Origin of the sequence: uncultured Sphaerochaeta sp. (assembly GCF_963676625.2) — a bacterium.
Classification (GTDB): Bacteria; Spirochaetota; Spirochaetia; order Sphaerochaetales; family Sphaerochaetaceae; genus Sphaerochaeta.
Genome location: NZ_CAXXYB010000010.1, coordinates 1 through 16,593 on the forward strand (window position 1 = coordinate 1; position 16,593 = coordinate 16,593).

General features: G+C 44.7%; 12 protein-coding genes and 2 tRNA genes. 11 read left to right on the forward strand and 3 right to left on the reverse strand.

Annotation, left to right across the window (positions count from 1 at the left end; genetic code table 11):
- From ACHZBG_RS15405 to ACHZBG_RS15425, 5 genes are all read left to right on the forward strand, one after another.
- Positions 1-1,077: ATP-binding protein (locus tag ACHZBG_RS15405; protein WP_320130355.1), on the forward strand; the 1,077-nt coding region annotated here is incomplete at its 5' end.
- A gap of 70 nt (positions 1,078-1,147) precedes the next feature.
- Positions 1,148-1,220, forward strand: a tRNA-Lys gene (locus ACHZBG_RS15410).
- Positions 1,221-1,251: 31 nt separating this feature from the next.
- Positions 1,252-1,323, forward strand: a tRNA-Glu gene (locus tag ACHZBG_RS15415).
- Between the two features lie 430 nt (positions 1,324-1,753).
- Positions 1,754-2,821, forward strand: coding sequence for a M42 family peptidase (locus tag ACHZBG_RS15420; RefSeq protein ID WP_320130356.1), 1,068 nt, complete (start codon positions 1,754-1,756; stop codon positions 2,819-2,821).
- A gap of 61 nt (positions 2,822-2,882) precedes the next feature.
- Positions 2,883-4,253 carry an aldehyde dehydrogenase gene (locus ACHZBG_RS15425; RefSeq protein WP_320130357.1) on the forward strand — a complete coding sequence of 457 codons (1,371 nt, stop codon included), beginning with the start codon at positions 2,883-2,885 and terminating at the stop codon, positions 4,251-4,253.
- A gap of 115 nt (positions 4,254-4,368) precedes the next feature.
- On the opposite strand, the gene araD is transcribed toward ACHZBG_RS15425, so the two are convergent.
- A complete protein-coding gene (gene araD / locus ACHZBG_RS15430; RefSeq protein ID WP_320130515.1) occupies positions 4,369-5,079 on the reverse strand; it encodes an L-ribulose-5-phosphate 4-epimerase in 711 nt (236 codons plus the stop codon).
- A 129-nt stretch (positions 5,080-5,208) separates the two neighbouring features.
- A complete protein-coding gene (locus ACHZBG_RS15435) occupies positions 5,209-6,213 on the reverse strand; it encodes a LacI family DNA-binding transcriptional regulator (protein WP_320130358.1) in 1,005 nt (334 codons plus the stop codon).
- 135 nt (positions 6,214-6,348) lie between these two features.
- Between ACHZBG_RS15435 and ACHZBG_RS15440 the strand changes: the two genes are divergently transcribed.
- The 5 genes from ACHZBG_RS15440 (at position 6,349) to ACHZBG_RS15460 (ending at position 11,940) form a co-directional block, all read left to right on the forward strand.
- Positions 6,349-7,446: a BMP family ABC transporter substrate-binding protein gene (locus tag ACHZBG_RS15440; protein ID WP_320130359.1), complete on the forward strand. Its 1,098-nt coding sequence runs from the start codon at positions 6,349-6,351 to the stop codon at positions 7,444-7,446.
- Positions 7,447-7,513: 67 nt separating this feature from the next.
- A complete protein-coding gene (locus ACHZBG_RS15445) occupies positions 7,514-9,055 on the forward strand; it encodes an ABC transporter ATP-binding protein (protein ID WP_320130360.1) in 1,542 nt (513 codons plus the stop codon).
- Positions 9,045-10,088 (forward strand): ABC transporter permease, encoded by a 1,044-nt coding sequence (locus ACHZBG_RS15450; protein WP_320130361.1) that lies wholly within the window; start codon positions 9,045-9,047, stop codon positions 10,086-10,088. Before ACHZBG_RS15445 ends, ACHZBG_RS15450 begins: the two co-directional genes overlap by 11 nt.
- A gap of 3 nt (positions 10,089-10,091) precedes the next feature.
- Positions 10,092-10,997, forward strand: coding sequence for an ABC transporter permease (locus ACHZBG_RS15455; protein WP_320130362.1), 906 nt, complete (start codon positions 10,092-10,094; stop codon positions 10,995-10,997).
- A gap of 1 nt (position 10,998) precedes the next feature.
- Positions 10,999-11,940, forward strand: a complete 942-nt coding sequence (locus ACHZBG_RS15460; protein ID WP_320130363.1) for a nucleoside hydrolase — start codon at positions 10,999-11,001, stop codon at positions 11,938-11,940.
- A gap of 140 nt (positions 11,941-12,080) precedes the next feature.
- Here ACHZBG_RS15460 and ACHZBG_RS15465 read toward each other — a convergent pair whose 3' ends face one another.
- Positions 12,081-13,856, reverse strand: a complete 1,776-nt coding sequence (locus tag ACHZBG_RS15465; protein WP_320130364.1) for a chloride channel protein — start codon at positions 13,854-13,856, stop codon at positions 12,081-12,083.
- Positions 13,857-14,223: 367 nt separating this feature from the next.
- On the opposite strand from ACHZBG_RS15465, the gene ACHZBG_RS15470 reads away from it, so the two are divergent.
- Positions 14,224-16,593, forward strand: coding sequence for a heavy metal translocating P-type ATPase (locus ACHZBG_RS15470; RefSeq protein WP_320130365.1), 2,370 nt, complete (start codon positions 14,224-14,226; stop codon positions 16,591-16,593).

The following is a 16,593-nucleotide window of genomic DNA, read 5'->3' on the forward strand; positions in this document are numbered from 1 at the left end:
ACTCTATCCACAAGACAGGGTCCTTTGGATAGTTCCAAGGTAGCCAGGGAAGCTGATTGTCACTTATTGATCACTCCTTTCTGCATTGAAACTGAACAAGAGGCTTCCTCTCCCAAGATAGAATATGCCAATACCCTGGAAGCAGCTTTTTCCCTAGCCAGTAAATTTGCCATCTTGAACCAAGGACTAAGACCTAAACCAATTCTTGAAAAGCCACTGGCATCTTTTTTAACTGATCCTTTTTTCGGAGTAATCGGGTTACAAAACGTGCGGAGCGCATTAGCCTTGGCCGCTGCAGGGCGACTCAATATCTTGCTTTTTGGACCACCAGGAGCAGGAAAAACCATGATGCTCCAACGCCTCCACTTGCTTCTGCCCCCTCTGTCGCGCAAAGAGAGGATGGAAACCATGCAGATTCCAGGTTGCAAGGCGCAACAAATTCCACAATTCGAACTCAGATCGGAGATGAAGGAAAAGGACCTGGTAGGAGGAAAACCTCCTCAAATCTGTCAGGCCCATAACGGTATATTGGTTATAGATGAAATTCCTGGTTTCAAACCTAATACGCTCAGGACTATTCAATCCTTGCTGGACCAAAAGAAATGCAAAGGCTTCCCCTGCAATTTCTTTGTTGCAGCAGCCATGAATGCATGTCCCTGTGGAAATCTTGGAGTACCTGAAGGTATTTGCACTTGTAGCGAAATGCAAATTTCTGCCTATTGGAGAAAGGTGGGCTCTCCCCTTCTCGACCGTTTTGATTTATTGGTACCGGTAAAAAATGAAAATCTTTTGGTAAGCAATCTTATCCCTACCAAAGCAAACCTGACAGAAAAAATACAAGAAGTACGGCTTTTGTGCCTGGACAGACAAGAAGAAGACTACCGTAGATTACTGCCTCTCTTCAATCGATGCAATCCGAGAAAAGATATCAGCCTCCGTTCGGCACTTTCTGTTTGCAGGACAGCTTTTCTCATTGCTAATTTCAAGGGCAAAGACTTTGTAGCACAACAAGATATGCGAGAGGCTCTTTTATATAAAGCATATGGAAGTGCCAAACCATATTGGCAGCCTCTTTGAAGCGCCAATTTTTTTACCGCAACTAGTTGACAGTCTTTATTCCTTCCTGCTATAGTCCATTACGTTGCACGGGCCGCTAGCTCAGTTGGTAGAGCAACGCCCTTTTAAGGCGTGGGTCACAGGTCCGAATCCTGTGCGGCTCATAGCGCCTGTTAGGTTCTAGCAAGCGTTTATGTCTCCTTCGTCTAGTGGTTAGGACAACGGGTTTTCATCCCGTCAACAGGGGTTCAATTCCCCTAGGAGATGTATATATTGAGAGGTTGTCATACAAAAATGGCAACCTCTTTTTGTTTGTAGCCCTTTTTCCATATCAGTATCTTGACTTCTGGTAATTTGCATTATACAAATAAAATACAGGATGGTTTTCTGATAGCGTCATATCTCCCAAAAGCTATTGGCCATCCTCGTGATTTACCCTTCTTCCGGGCTGCAATCCTTTTGTCTTGTACCCACACCCACAAGCTTTTGGATTGCAGCTCCTATACAATTAAATAAAACTTACAAACTATCAGAAACTCCGGTAATCGACACAGGGCTTCCTTAGGCCTAGAATTTTCAGCGTGTTTATTGGCGTGAATGCTCTATTCTGAAGCCCATCTAAGCTTTCTTCCCAAAATCAAGTGATTGTATAAAAACTGCGTAGTGTGAATAATAGATGGTCGAGAAGGAGCATGATATGAATAGAATTTCCAGGATACAGGCAATTTGTGATGCCAATGGAGTCTCAGGCTTTGAGGATGAAGTAGTTTCGGTCATACGCAAGGAAGCTGCAGGTTTGGGATCGTTTACAGAAGATTCGATGAGAAATCTCTATCTTGCACGTAAGCTCAATCATCAAAACCGACCAATCATTCAACTTGATGCACACACCGATGAAGTCGGGTTCATGGTAAAGTGCATCAGGGAAGACGGCATGCTTGAATTCATCACCATCGGTGGATGGGTCAATAGCAATATCCCAGCCCATATGGTACGCATCCGTAACAATGACGGAATCTACATCCCAGGTCTGGTGGGTAGCAAACCCCCTCACTACATGACCGCCACTGAGAAAAATGCAGTTCCCGACGTCAGTTCAATGATCATTGATATCGGGGCTTCAAGTGCCGCAGAAGTCATCAATGATTTCAAAATTGGCATAGCAGCCCCCATTGTCCCAGAAGCAACTTGTCGATTCGATGAAAAAAGCGAATTGCTCTTCGGAAAAGCCTTTGACTGTCGTCTTGGTTGTGTCTCCATCATCGAAACCTTCGAGGCCTTGAAAAACGAACTTCTTGATGTCGATGTCATAGCTGGTTTTGCAAGCCAGGAAGAAGTTGGCTGCAGAGGAGCAATTGTTACTTCCGAGACGATCAATGCCGATCTGGCAATCTGTTTTGAAGGCTGTCCGGCGGATGATACCTTTGTACCTGCCTATCAAGCACAAACTGTCTTGAAAAAGGGACCGATGCTCCGGCATTTTGATTCAAAGATGATAACCAACCCCCGATTCCAACGATTTGCCCTTGACCTTGCCAAGGAATGCAATATTCCTGTACAGGAAGCGGTAAGAAGTGGTGGTGCCACCAATGGATCCCAGATTCATATTGCCCATAAAAGCATTCCCACCATCGTCATTGGAATCCCTGTTCGGTATGCACATACCCATTGGTGTATCAGCAGCCTCAAGGACGTAGACAGTTCCATACGACTTGCCACAGAGTTGCTGAAACGGCTCAACAAAGGAATTATTGCCTCATTTTAGTTTCTTTTGACAAACCTGCTCAGAGAATGCAATAATTTCAGGTATCCTTGGGGGAAAAATAATGAATGAAATCGAACTTTGCCTTAGTGAACAACGTGCTTTTTTTCAATCAGGCATCACGCATGACGTCGGTTGGAGAAAAAAACAATTGCTTGCACTTAGGCAGGCCTTGGAAAAAAACGAAGAATTGCTTCTCAATGCCCTGACACTCGATCTGGGCAAAACAGAATTTGAGGGTTTTGCTACGGAATTGGGTGTCGTGTATGGAGAGATCAAACATCTTTTGAAACATCTGGATTCCTGGTGCCGCCCCCATAGGGTACCGACCTCCTTGCTCAACTTCCCTTCCCGTTCCTTCACCCTTGCCCAACCGCTCGGAGTGGTACTGATCATGAGCCCTTGGAACTACCCGTTGCAATTGACCCTTGCTCCCTTGGTAGCTGCAATGGCGGCAGGAAATTGTGCAATCGTAAAACCTTCCCGATACAGCGAGAATACCTCTCGCGCAATAGAAAAAGTTTTATCACAATGTTTTCCTTCCAACTATATTGCCACCTTCCAGGGAGGAAGTGCCATCAATACTGAACTGTTGAAACATCACTTCGATCATATCTTCTTCACAGGTGGAACTACCGTTGGAAAAATAGTGATGCAAGCAGCTTCCAACTATCTTACCCCGATAAGTCTGGAATTAGGGGGTAAAAGTCCTGCAATAGTGGACGAGACTGCCAATATCAAGTTAGCTGCAAGACGTATAGCTTGGGGAAAATGCTTGAATTCAGGACAAACTTGCGTTGCTCCTGATTATGTCTTGGTAAAACGGGAGATACTTCCCGTTTTTGTAGATGAATTAAAGAAAGCCATCCAAGAAATGTTTGGTACGGAACCTTTGTACAATAAGGATTTTCCCAAAATCATCAACCAAAAACATTTCACCAGGCTCATTTCCCTGTTGTCATGCGGAACCTTGGCCTATGGCGGACAAATTGATCCTGAGTCGTTGAAAATCGCCCCGACCATCCTTACGAACCCGGATATGGATTCGCCTTTGATGACCGATGAAATCTTTGGCCCGATACTTCCCATAATCGGTTTCGATTCCTTTGAACAGGCAACCGACTACATCAGGGACAGGGAACACCCTCTTGCCCTGTATTTATTCAGCAATGACAAGAAACGACAAAAATGGGTAGTCAGCAACCTTATTTATGGAGGCGGATGCATCAATGATACAGTTGCCCATCTTGCCAATCCCTCAATGGCTTTCGGGGGAGTGGGAGGCAGTGGCATGGGAAGCTACCATGCCAAGGAGAGTTTCACGACCTTCAGCCATACCAAGAGTATTCTCAACAAACGAACCTGGCTGGATATAAAGATACGGTATGCCCCCTACAAAGGAAAGCTATCGCTTGTAAAACGGCTTATGCATTGATACTTATCGGTTCTTTTTCCGCTATTTTTTGTAAAAAAAAGTCTCTCCAGATGTTTTGTTGCCGGAGAGATTTTTTTACTTTTTTCAGGAAAAAATTCAGATAAGACCCGAACCATTACAAGGCATCGACACCACCTTGCCCATAATAAGCATCAGAGCCATGTTTTCGAAGGTAATGCTTGTCCAGAAGCTCTTGTTGCATGGGAAGGAGCGTCCCCCTGGTAAGAACCAAGTCATGCCAGGCCATCATGGCAATTTCTTCAAGCACAACTGCGTGATGTACTGCTTGCAAGGGATCTTTCCCCCAGCAAAAGGGACCATGGCTGTGGACCAATACTGCCGGGATTTCTTTTGCATCCAAGTATTCAAAGGTTTCAATAATGACATTTCCCGTTTCCAACTCATATTCCCCGGCAATCTCTTCTTTGGTCATTTTTCTTGTACAGGGGATTTCCCCATAGAAATAATCCCCATGAGTTGTTCCCAATGCAGGAATAGGTCTACCCGCCTGGGCAAAGATGGTAGCCCAACGGCTGTGCGTATGGACTATTCCACCCAACGTCGGAAACTTTCTGTATAAGGCGAGATGGGTGGGTGTATCGGAAGAAGGATTCAACTTCCCCTCCACTACTTTTCCCGAATGCAGATCGACCACGACCATATCCTCGGCCTGCATCTCATCATATGATACACCAGAGGGTTTGATCACCATGAGATTTGCATCACGATCGATACCGGAAACATTTCCCCACGTAAAAGTTACAAGGTTATATTTCGGAAGTTCGAGATTTGCTTCAAGTACTTTTTTCTTCAAGGCTTCCAGCATGGCAAGCAACTCCTTATCTTTTGCGTTAACGTACACATTTAGGATAGCTCATTCTTTCATTCTCATCCTAAGTTGTCAAGCAAAACCTTCTGCAGGCAACATTCCCCGGAGCGAAAATATGATAGCGTATCAACAACTTCTACGCACAACAAGAGAACCGTCGATTAGAATCGTGGAAGTAATGCCCTGATTGGTCGGGTCTGTTTTATCCAATAGCTTCCTCAAGGCAATCCGTACAATTTCCTTCTTGGATATATTGATGGTTGTCAACTCGGGTTGCAGGATACTGCTTGTAGGCAAATCATCAAATCCAACAATTCCCAGGGAAGACGGCATAACAATTCCCATATCATAGCAAGCCTGGATGCACTGATAGGCAATCATGTCATTTGTGCAGAAGATTGCCTGTGGTTTTTCTTGACTCTTCGAATATTGTTCAATGAATTGCTTCACTCCCGTGGAATCCGGTGCTATTGCATATCGGCAGGAAGGAGGACATTCAAGGGAAGACTCTTTCAAGGCTTCGAAAAAAGCATTTTCCCGATAATGAAAATTTGGGGTTCTCTCAAGTGCCTGGACAAATCCTACTCGCTGATAATTCTTTGATTCAAGATAGGAGACTATTTGATATACACAATCGGCATTATCCATATCAATGAAATCAGCATGTATGCCTGCATAATGGACATCGATGAATACAGAAGGAATGCAACAGCGATTCAATATCGTAATATCTTCAGGATACAGACCGGCACCAAGAAACACGATGCCAAAGACATCCAGAGAGTCGAGATCTTCCAGTATTTCTTCCATTGTATTCTTCGTATAGATCTTTGATTCAATTCTCAAATAATAATATGAAGCAATCGAGGATAACCCCTCCATGTAATCCGCAATGAAAATTCTATAGTTCTGATCCATGATCTGATGATCTTTCACTATTTGTACAAACAAGATCGTCTTGTCGACATAACTATTTCTATTCGCCTTGAAATAGCCCATTTCATATGCCAGTTGCTTAATCTCGGCAGCTTTTGCCACACTGACACCCTTTTTATTGTTCAGGGCCAAGGACACGGTAGCAATGGAAACCTTGGCTGCCTGAGCTATTTCTTTGATTGTTGAATTTGTCATATTTTTATTATAATCATACAATTTACAAAAACACAACTTAAATATTTTAGTTAAATTTTTTATATTCTAGTAAAACTTTTCATTGACAATATAAAATACGATACTGTATCGTTAGTCTTATCAAGGAGATATGAAATGAAAAACCGCATTGTTGTACTAGTTATGTTGCTCGGTATATTGACGTCCCCAATATGGGCCAATGGTAACTCCGAGAAAGTATCCGTTACTGATGATTCACTCAAGGTTATCCTTCTCATTCCCGGAAATTTGGGAGATAAATCTTTCTTTGATTCCGCAAACGCAGGCATGGAGCTCATCAAGCAGCAATATGGGGCAACAGTGAAGGTAATCGAGGCTGGTACCGATTCGACAAAATGGGAACCTGCAATGCTTGATGCAATCGACGGTAATTGGGATATCATCATATCCGGCAACTCCATGACAGAAACCATGAATGAACTGGCCGAACAATATCCGGACAAAAAGTTCATCAATTTCGATGCGGCACTCACCGATACCCCTAAAAATGTATATTCCATGTTCTATGCAACCAATGACATTGGATACCTGGCTGGGGTAACCGCGGCTCTAGTGACCACCTCAGACCTTCCCCTTGCCAACAGTGACGAAACCATCGGTTTCCTTGGTGGCTTGGATATTCCGGGAATCAATGATTTTCTCGTGGGATATATAAAAGGGGCAACTGACATCAATCCAGCAATAAAGGTTTTGGTTTCGTATGCGGGGGATTTTGGTGATCCTGCCAAGGGCAAGGAACTCTCCATCATCCAATACAATGCAGGGGCTGACATTATTTACAACGTAGCTGGAGGCACAGGGCTAGGCCTGATGGATGCTGCTAAATTGAAAAACGAGTATGCCATCGGAGTTGACAGTGACCAGGCAATGCTCTTTGCAGATACCGATCCAGAAAAGGCTGCGCATATCGTTACTTCTACGGTAAAGAGAATTGACTTAGCCCTTGCCAATGCAATTGGCATGGAATTGAAGGGAACATTGCCCTACGGAACCTATAATGTCCAGGGATTGAAGGAAGGTGCAGTTGGTCTTGCAAAGAATTCCTTCTATGAATCAATACTGACCGACTCCATCAAGAATAAAATTGCCGTCATTGAGCAACAATGCATGAATGGAGAGATCGAAATCCCGAGCGCATTCGGGATGACCAGTGAAGAAGTGAATGCCATGAGAGAATCCGTCTCACTAAAATAGCAAAATAAGTCAAAACTCTATCAGGGAGCTTTTTGCTCCCTGATGATTATATGTTAACAGGAATACTATGGAACCAATACTTCAGTTGAAAAATATCACAAAAGTCTATCCTGGCGTCGTAGCAAATAACAACATCTCTTTTTCCCTGTATCCTGGAGAAATTCATGCTATTTGCGGAGAAAATGGAGCAGGAAAGACAACTTTGATGCGAATATTGTTTGGTATAGAGCAACCATCCAGCGGAGAAATTTATTATAAGGGAAATCTACGGAAAATCAATTCGCCCCAAGAAGCAATTTCCCTCGGAATCGGGATGGTTCATCAACATTTTATGTTGGTTCCCTCTTTTACTGTAGCCCAAAACCTGGTTCTTGGAATGGAACCTACGAACAAGACAAAAATCGATGCGGCAAAAGCCATCGAAGAGACAAACAAGATTTCCAGACAATACAATTTAAAAGTGGAACCTTCTGCAAAAGTGTCAGAGATTTCCGTTGCGATGATGCAAAAACTGGAAATTTTGAAAGCCTTGTACCGTGGAGCAAAAATACTGATTCTCGATGAGCCTACAGCTGTCCTTACACCTCAGGAAACTGATGAACTTTTCAAGGAATTGCTGGATTTCAAGGCCAAGGGCCATACCATTATATTCATATCCCATAAACTGAAGGAAGTTAAGGCAATAAGCGATCGCATCACTATCATACGGAAGGGCGAACTTATTGCATCCAGAAAAACCGAAGAGCTTACCGAACAGGAAATCTCGACCTTGATGATCGGCAAATTATTTGTCAACATGACACAACACCCTTCAAGAAACATCAGCGGAAATACTGTTCTTGAAGTCAACGATGTTACACTCAAAGCCACAGGGAGCACCCGCCTGATCCTGGATTCAATAAATTTCAACATCAGGGAGGGCGAGATTCTTGGTGTTGCCGGTGTTGAGGGAAACGGGCAGGAAGAACTTGTAGAAATACTCACGGGACGTAAAGGCCCTGACTCAGGATTCATTCACTTCAACGGAAAATCCACAAAGGGCAAGGGAATCCATATACTGAGAAACGAGGGACTTTCCTTTATACCTGAGGACAGAATGAAAGATGGTTGCGTAAAAAGTGCCACTGTCGAGGAAAATCTGGTTACCAACCGTTTGGAGTCAAGATCCTACGTCAGCCGTTTGGGATTCATGAACCTCAAGAAGTTGCATTCCCTTACAAACCGGCTGATAAAGGAGTATACGGTCAAATGCTCTACCAAGGATGAAAAAATCGTCTCGCTTTCCGGTGGAAACATTCAAAAGGTTGTTGTCGCCCGGGAATGCTCCAATGATCCCAAGTTGCTTATTGCCAACCAACCTACCAGGGGGGTTGATATCGGTGCAGCCAAAATGATTCACGAGAAAATCTTCAGTCTCAGCCAAGAGGGAAAGGGCATCTTGCTCATATCCGCGGACCTTGGAGAGCTTTTCAGTGTATGCAGCAGTCTCATCGTCATCTTTGATGGCAAGATAACCGCATGGTTCAAGGATTTAAAAAACCTGGATGAAAAGGAATTGGGGCTATATATGCTGGGAATCAAACACATGGGGAAAAGAGATGCCGAATAAACTATTCAATACAATAAGACCGACCATTGCCATACTGCTTGGATTATTATTGGCCTTCATCCTCATCCTCTTTGTAAGTGATACTCCAATCACGGCAATGAACTATTTCCTCTTCGGCCCTTTGACAAATACCCGATATCTCGGCAACGTGCTTGAACTTACCATTCCCTTGATATTTTCTGGTTTGGGAACCGCCATTCTCTTCAGGGCGAATCAGTTCAACCTAGGGGCAGAGGGAATCTTCTATTTCAGCGGTCTTATGTCAGCCATTGTCGCAATCAAGGCTCCCATAACTTCACCTATATTACTACCTCTCCTCTGCATAATCGTGGGAATGCTTGTCGGTATGGCAATTTCCTTTATCCCTGGCATACTCAAAGCCAAGTTGGGAGCCAACGAGCTTGTATCATCCTTGATGCTCAACAGTATCCTCATTGGTGTCGGCTCCTATATCATGAACAATACCATACGAGACAAGAATCTCACGGATGTTGCGTCAGTCAAGTTTCCCCAAGCTGCCAGGCTTGCGACCATCGTTCCCCATACAAGGATTCATACGGGCCTCATCCTCGCCCTGGCCATCTCGTTGGCGCTCTATCTTTTTTTCAAGCATCATAAATGGGGATATCTCATACGAATGTTCGGAATGAACAAGTCCTACCTTTCCTTGGCAGGCTATTCAGCTCCGGCAGTCATCATACTCGTACATATCATCGGAGGTGCAATCTCGGGCATCGGAGGCAGTGTTGAAGTTCTGGGAATGTATTCCCGTTTCAGGTGGGCAACCTTGCCAGGACTGGGCTTTGATGGTGCCATGGTCGCGATGCTGGCAAAAAACAAACCTATCCCGGTTATTTTCTCTGCACTGTTCATTGCCTACATTCGTACTGGTGCCGATATTATGGCACGACAAAGTGACGTAACGGCAGAGATGGTATATATCGTTCAGGCTGTCATGATCCTTTTGATTTCGGCAGACAAATTCCTCTACCACCTGGAACAAAAACAACTCATGAAAAAGGCAGGGGTGTAATATATGCTTTTCAATTTATTATTCTCTACGGATTTCGTATTTTCCGTTATCCGAATGAGCACACCGCTTGTCTTCGCTGCCTTGGGGGCCCTGGTCTCTGACAAAGGCGGCATCGTAAATATAGGATTGGAAGGAATTATGCTGACCGCTGCCCTGGGAGGGGTCCTGGGAAGTGCCTATTCAAATAGTGCAACCATTGGATTATTGGTAGCCCTATTATCGGGACTTGCCTTTGTCCTCATTCTTGGCTGGTTCACCCTTTATATGAAAACAGATATCATCCTGGGGGGCATCGCCTTGAATCTCTTCGCTTCGGGAGGAACAATCTTCGTTCTCTATGCCTTTACGGGGGACAAAGGAACCTCGGCTTCATTGGCAAGCAAGACACTACCTGATATAACACTGCCCCTGATACAGAAGATCCCGGTCTTGGGTGATATCCTCTCGGGACATAACTTGCTTACGTATGTATGCATCCTTTCAGTTTTCTGGGTTTGGTATGCAATGAAACATACAAAACTGGGAACTTGGATTCGTGCAGTAGGGGAAAATCCCCTGGCAGCGGAATCAGTAGGAATCAATGTCAAAAAAGTGCAAATGAAAGCGTTGTTGCTAAGCGGTGTTTTTGCCTCTCTTGGCGGAGCCTTCCTTTCTATGGGCTATGTATCCTGGTTTTCCAGGGACATGTCCGCAGGAAGAGGCTGGATTGCTTTGGCTGCAGAGGCAATGGGAGGAGGACAAGTGCTCGGAACTGTTCTCTCATCTCTGCTTTTCGGACTTACGGAAGCTTTGGCAAATACCTTGCAAACCATCAATCTCCCGGCGGAACTTGTCGGTACCCTACCCTATATCGGGACCATCCTTGGATTGATAATCTATTCGATCAAGGACAGAAGGAAAAAGAAATAACATGAGCAAAAGAAACATCATAGTAGATACAGATCCAGGACATGACGATGCAATAGCCATCATGCTCTTGCTTGCACATCAAGAACAATTCAATATTCTGGGATTCGTTACCGTAGCGGGTAACCAGACAAGCGACAAGGTTACAACCAATATGCTCAAGATTTCAGAATTGACCAGATGTGCGGCTCCTGTAGTACGAGGAAGCCTAAAACCACTGACTCGAGAATTGGAAACCGGAGCGGAAGCTCATGGAATCTCAGGCATGGATGGCCCCGACCTTCCTTTTCCGACTAGACTTCCCTTGGATATGGACTCTATTGAATTTCTCTATTCAACCATAATGGAGGCAAGGGAAAAAGTGACTATCGTCGCTTTGGGGCCACTGACAAATATTGCAAAACTACTACTTGCCCATCCAGAGATAAAGGGGAATATCGAGGAAATATCCTTGATGGGAGGGGGGATCAACAAAGGGAATAAGACAGCAACTGCAGAGTTCAATATCTACGTCGATCCCGAGGCAGCCGAAATTGTCTATTCAAGTGGAATACCCATCATAATGAGCGGGCTTGATGTAACGGAAAAGGCAAATATCTACCCTTCCGATTGGGAAGACCTGCATACCAAGGGCATTGCCTCAAGGTTTACGGCAAGTTTACTGGATTTCTATGCAAAGTATGCAAAGGAACATGGCTTCGAAGGCTCTTCCCTTCACGATCCTTGCGCAACGGCTTACCTTATCGATCCAACATTGTTCGAAGGTACCTTCTATTCTGTGCATATCGAGACAAAAGGGGAATTGACCAGGGGGATGACCGTTGCTGATAAACGGAGCTTCGCCCAGGCTCCCCTGAATGTCAAAGTATTGACAGACATCGACAGGCAACGTTTTATACAATTGGTACGGGACAGTATACTGACCTTGGATTCCCAGTTGAAATAGCATTGGAGTTTTCTTGGATTCCCCAAATAAAAAAACCACTGAGACCTCCAGACACATACCATCCTTTGCCTACGAGGGATTTGTTTTCCCTGTAGGCAAGGTGAATTGGTAATTATTGAATCAGAGGCCTTTGCTTTTTTCTAGAAATGGCGTTGTTTTGCAAGGAAACTATACATAATTCGCTTGATGGTCACGACCCCGAGGTTCTTTGTTCCATCCTGTACCACCAGGACATCAATCTTGCCTTTTTGCATTACTTGAAGGGCATCATAGAGGTTTGAATCCTGGGGAATCGTAATTGAGTGTTCATAGACAAGATGGCCGATTCTTGCAGAATCCTCAGGTTTTGATTTATACAGCTCCTTGTAACTAACCGTACCAAGGACCCTTCCATCAGATTCTATGACAGGGAGCAATCCCAATTGGTGTTCGTGCATGATTTTCAGGACCTTTGCGACCGAGTCTTCCGGATTGCAAGACACTATCTCGGTCTTCATTATTTCCCCGATAGAGATCCCCTTGAACGAAGAAATTCTCTTATCCAACTGAATTGGGATGCCTCTTCTTGTCAGCTTTCGTGTATAGATGGTATCAGGATAGAGAAGTTTTGCCACCAAGTGTGAAATAACGGCCCCAAGCATCAAGGGCATCATGATCTCATAGTTCCTGGTCATTTCAAAAAGCATGATTATCGAGGTAAGGACTCCTCCTGTAACACCCGAAACCATTGCACCCATGCCTACCAAGGCATAAGCTGCCACAGGACCTGTCCCTCCTGGAAATATTGCATTTACAACAACCCCCACAGCCCCTCCAAGGGCAGCTCCCAGAAATAGGGAAGGCGCAAAGATACCCCCTGATCCTCCGGATCCCAAAGTCAAGGTATTCGCCAGTATCTTCAACACGATAAGGACTAGCAACATAATCAAGGAAAATCCCTTGTTGGATAACACCAAATCCATGAATTCATACCCTACACCATAGATATAATATGCTCCAAAAAATTTGAGGGAAATCAAGCCTATCAGCCCGATCAAGAGACCTCCGCTCACTGCCTTGGCCCAGGAAGGTATTTTTATTTTCTCAATAAAATCCTCCATTCCATATACGGACTTGATGAACACCACGGAAAGCAATCCGGCAAGAAGTCCAAGAATTACATGGAAAACAAGTTCATAAGCCGAGACCATCGCATATTGGGGAATGATGAAAGCAGGACTGGTACCAAGGAAAATGGAGGAAAGGGAGGTAGCCACAACCGAAGATATTACCAAGGGCATGATCGTCATGATGCTATATTCAGGCAGAATAAGTTCCAAGGCAAACATGACACCTCCGATAGGCGCATTGAAAGTGGCACTGATACCTCCTGCGGCGCCAGCACCTACAAGAATAATGGTTTCCCTTGAGGAAAGCTTGAGCATTTGCCCAAGGGTAGACCCAAAACCAGATCCGATCTGGACAATGGGACCTTCTCGCCCGACAGATCCACCGGAACCGATGGTAAGCGCGGAAGCAAAGACTTTCACAAGTGCCACAATCGGCCGGATACGTCCTTTGTTCTCCGTAACGGCTGCCATGACTTCAGGAACTCCGTGCCCTTTTGCCTCAGGTGCCCATTTTTCCGTAATGAAATTTGCAAGGGCAATTCCGACGGCGGGAACCAGAAAAACGAGGTTTCCCCAACGTGAAATAGTCGAACTTGCCATTTTTCCCTGGAAAGAAAGGGTTCCCTGGAAAAACAGATTATAAAAAAAATCAATGAGATAACGAAACCCGACTGCCCCCAAGCCTGCGATGATTCCTACCAACACACAGAGCAGACTGATATATATTGTTCGCTGTACCTGATTTTCTTGATTGAGCCTTACTTGTTCATACGAACTGGCCTCTTGCTTGTTCGTCGCCTTTTGCATCGTCCTTTGTCTCCTCGATTCCCACAACGCAACCGCACCCTATCAAGGAAAGAAATTGTGATAGCTGATGGCAACGACATTCTTGGGATAATGTAAAGTATGTGTGAGTCTAGAGGAATTTCATGTAAATGTCCATGAGCATTTTACCAGCCGTCTAAATTTATTTACCAATAAGAATTATCAATGCCTTTCAATATCTGGTTCCTTTGGGCAGATAATCATTTTTCCGTATCGTTTTTTTCCTTCTGGATCATGGTGTAAAATCAGGACAATTCCCTCTTCAAGGCTCTTGACGTAAATATGACAAGCTACTATTATATGAATACATGCTCATATAATGATACTTTACAACAAGGGGAAACTTCGAATGTCACAGACACGAATATGGAATCTGGAAAATCTTGATTGTGCCGCATGTGGTGCAAAAGTCGAGGATAAACTGGCAAAGACTGAAGGCGTACAGCAGGCCAATCTTAATTTCATGGCTCAAAAACTGACTGTTACGGCTACAGACGAACAAACAGAACAATTCTGGCAAGAAATAGTCAAGACAGCCTGTTCACAGGAGACAGATCTCATTCTTCATCCTGTTTCCATGGCAACAGAAACCAGGACCTGGAAACTAAAGGGCCTTGACTGTGCAGATTGTGCTGCAAAAATTGAACGGATGCTTGCAAAAAAAGCCTCAGTCCAGAAAGCAACCCTTGATTTTATGAATGCCAAGCTATCTGTAACGGCGGAGGGACCCATAACTGAAGGTTTTTGGAACGATATTGAACAGACAGCACAACAGATGGAGGAGGGACTTTCCCTGAAAGTCATCCAAGACGAAGGACCTTGCCCGTATTGCGGCAAGGAACATTGCATATGCAATGAAATTGAAGGAAAAGGAAATCTTTGGCTAAACAAGGACCTATTCTACCTAGGACTGTCCCTTGCCTTCTTCCTTGCAGGTTCTTTTTTCTCTTCAGGATGGTTTTCCCTGGCCTTTATTCTGGTAAGCTATCTGGTTTCTGGCCATGAAGTCCTTGCAAAAGCGATCAAAAATCTTATCAGGGGAAAAATATTCGACGAAAATTTTCTGATGGCCGTAGCCTCGCTTGGGGCAATGGCAATCGGGCAATATTCAGAAGGTGCGGCAGTCATGCTTTTCTACCAGGTCGGTGAATATTTTCAGAACGCTGCGGTTCGTGGTAGCAGAAGATCCATCGCTCGTGCCATGGATCTGAAAAGCGACTATGCAACGGTAGTGATGGATAATCAGACAACCCAAGTCCAGGATACGGAAAAAGTCGCCGTAGGTTCCCTGATCCGTGTACGGAACGGGGAAAAGATTCCCCTTGATGGAGTGGTTGTCTCAGGAACCTCTTCTTTGGATACAAAGGCCTTGACAGGAGAATCCATGCCCACCTTCGTACAACCGGGAGTGACGGTAAACAGCGGTTCGCTTAATTTGTCATCAGTTTTGGATATCAGGGTAACCAAAGCCTATGCCGACAGTACGGTAAAGAAAATAATGGTTTTGGTCGAGGATGCATCATCCCATAAGGCACCAAGCGAGCAATTCATTACCCGATTTGCTCGCCTTTACACTCCCTTTGTCGTAACCTTTGCCTTCTTGCTTGCTTGCATTCCCTCCCTTTTGTACGGCAATTTTACGACCTGGCTCTATCGTTCCCTGATATTCTTGGTCATCAGTTGTCCATGTGCCTTGGTAATATCCGTTCCTCTCTCCTATTTTGCCGGCATAGGACGAAGTGCACGACTAGGAATTCTGGTAAAAGGTGGAAATTACCTGCAAACCCTCAGCGAGGTTGATACGATGGTCTTTGACAAGACAGGAACCTTGACCAAGGGAACCTTTACACTCAAAGACATTCAGGTTGCACCGCAATCGCTATATGATGCACAGCAAATCGCTACCTTTGCCTCAACACTGGAGACATACAGTGCGCACCCGATAGCCAGGGCTTTAACCGACCAGGCTGATAATACTCTTTCGGTAGTAGACGTCACGGAGATACCTGGAAAAGGCATACAAGGCATTGTCAGCGGCCTCCGGACCTTGGTCGGAAACAGAAGCTTTTTCCTGGAAAAGGGTATTCTGCTGAAAGAAGAAAACGCCAAGGACCTGACTGAAGTTCATGTGGCCCTGGATGGAAACTATGTAGGAACCCTAAGAATTGGGGATGAGACAAGAATCGGGGTCAAGGGTGCTTTGGAAAAACTCAGGAAATTGGGAATCAAGCACATGATAATGCTCAGTGGGGACAACAGGAATGTCGCGCAGGCATTAGGAAAACAACTGTGCCTTGAAGAAGTACATGCCGGCTTACTGCCTCAGCAAAAGGTAGAAGAATTCGAAAAGGCAAAGCAATCGGCAAAAGGAAAGATCTCCTTTATTGGAGATGGAATCAACGATGCCCCGGTGCTCTCCCGTTCGGATGTAGGTATTGCCATGGGAGGACTGGGCAGCGATGCCGCCATAGAAGCTTCCGATATCGTAATTCTCGATGATGATTTTACAAAGATTCCCGTGGTATTCTCCATTGCAAAAAAAACCAACAGGATAGTACGGGAGAATATAACATTTGCCTTGGCAGTAAAATTGATAACCTTATTGCTCGGAGCTTTTGGATTGGCAACAATGTGGTGGGCAATATTCGCTGATGTCGGAGTCGCAATACTGGCAATTCTCAACGCGTTGAGATTGCTGGTTTACACACCTTCTCGTTGA

What these genes read in the sequence shown, in the direction of transcription:
- ACHZBG_RS15420 (WP_320130356.1), top strand. Translation starts at nt 1,754, where the DNA reads ATGAATAGAATTTCCAGGATACAGGCAATTTGTGATGCCAATGGAGTC.
- ACHZBG_RS15425 (WP_320130357.1), top strand. Translation starts at nt 2,883, where the DNA reads ATGAATGAAATCGAACTTTGCCTTAGTGAACAACGTGCTTTTTTTCAA.
- araD (WP_320130515.1), bottom strand. Translation starts at nt 5,079, where the DNA reads ATGCTGGAAGCCTTGAAGAAAAAAGTACTTGAAGCAAATCTCGAACTT.
- ACHZBG_RS15435 (WP_320130358.1), bottom strand. Translation starts at nt 6,213, where the DNA reads ATGACAAATTCAACAATCAAAGAAATAGCTCAGGCAGCCAAGGTTTCC.
- ACHZBG_RS15440 (WP_320130359.1), top strand. Translation starts at nt 6,349, where the DNA reads ATGAAAAACCGCATTGTTGTACTAGTTATGTTGCTCGGTATATTGACG.
- ACHZBG_RS15445 (WP_320130360.1), top strand. Translation starts at nt 7,514, where the DNA reads ATGGAACCAATACTTCAGTTGAAAAATATCACAAAAGTCTATCCTGGC.
- ACHZBG_RS15450 (WP_320130361.1), top strand. Translation starts at nt 9,045, where the DNA reads ATGCCGAATAAACTATTCAATACAATAAGACCGACCATTGCCATACTG.
- ACHZBG_RS15455 (WP_320130362.1), top strand. Translation starts at nt 10,092, where the DNA reads ATGCTTTTCAATTTATTATTCTCTACGGATTTCGTATTTTCCGTTATC.
- ACHZBG_RS15460 (WP_320130363.1), top strand. Translation starts at nt 10,999, where the DNA reads ATGAGCAAAAGAAACATCATAGTAGATACAGATCCAGGACATGACGAT.
- ACHZBG_RS15465 (WP_320130364.1), bottom strand. Translation starts at nt 13,856, where the DNA reads ATGCAAAAGGCGACGAACAAGCAAGAGGCCAGTTCGTATGAACAAGTA.
- ACHZBG_RS15470 (WP_320130365.1), top strand. Translation starts at nt 14,224, where the DNA reads ATGTCACAGACACGAATATGGAATCTGGAAAATCTTGATTGTGCCGCA.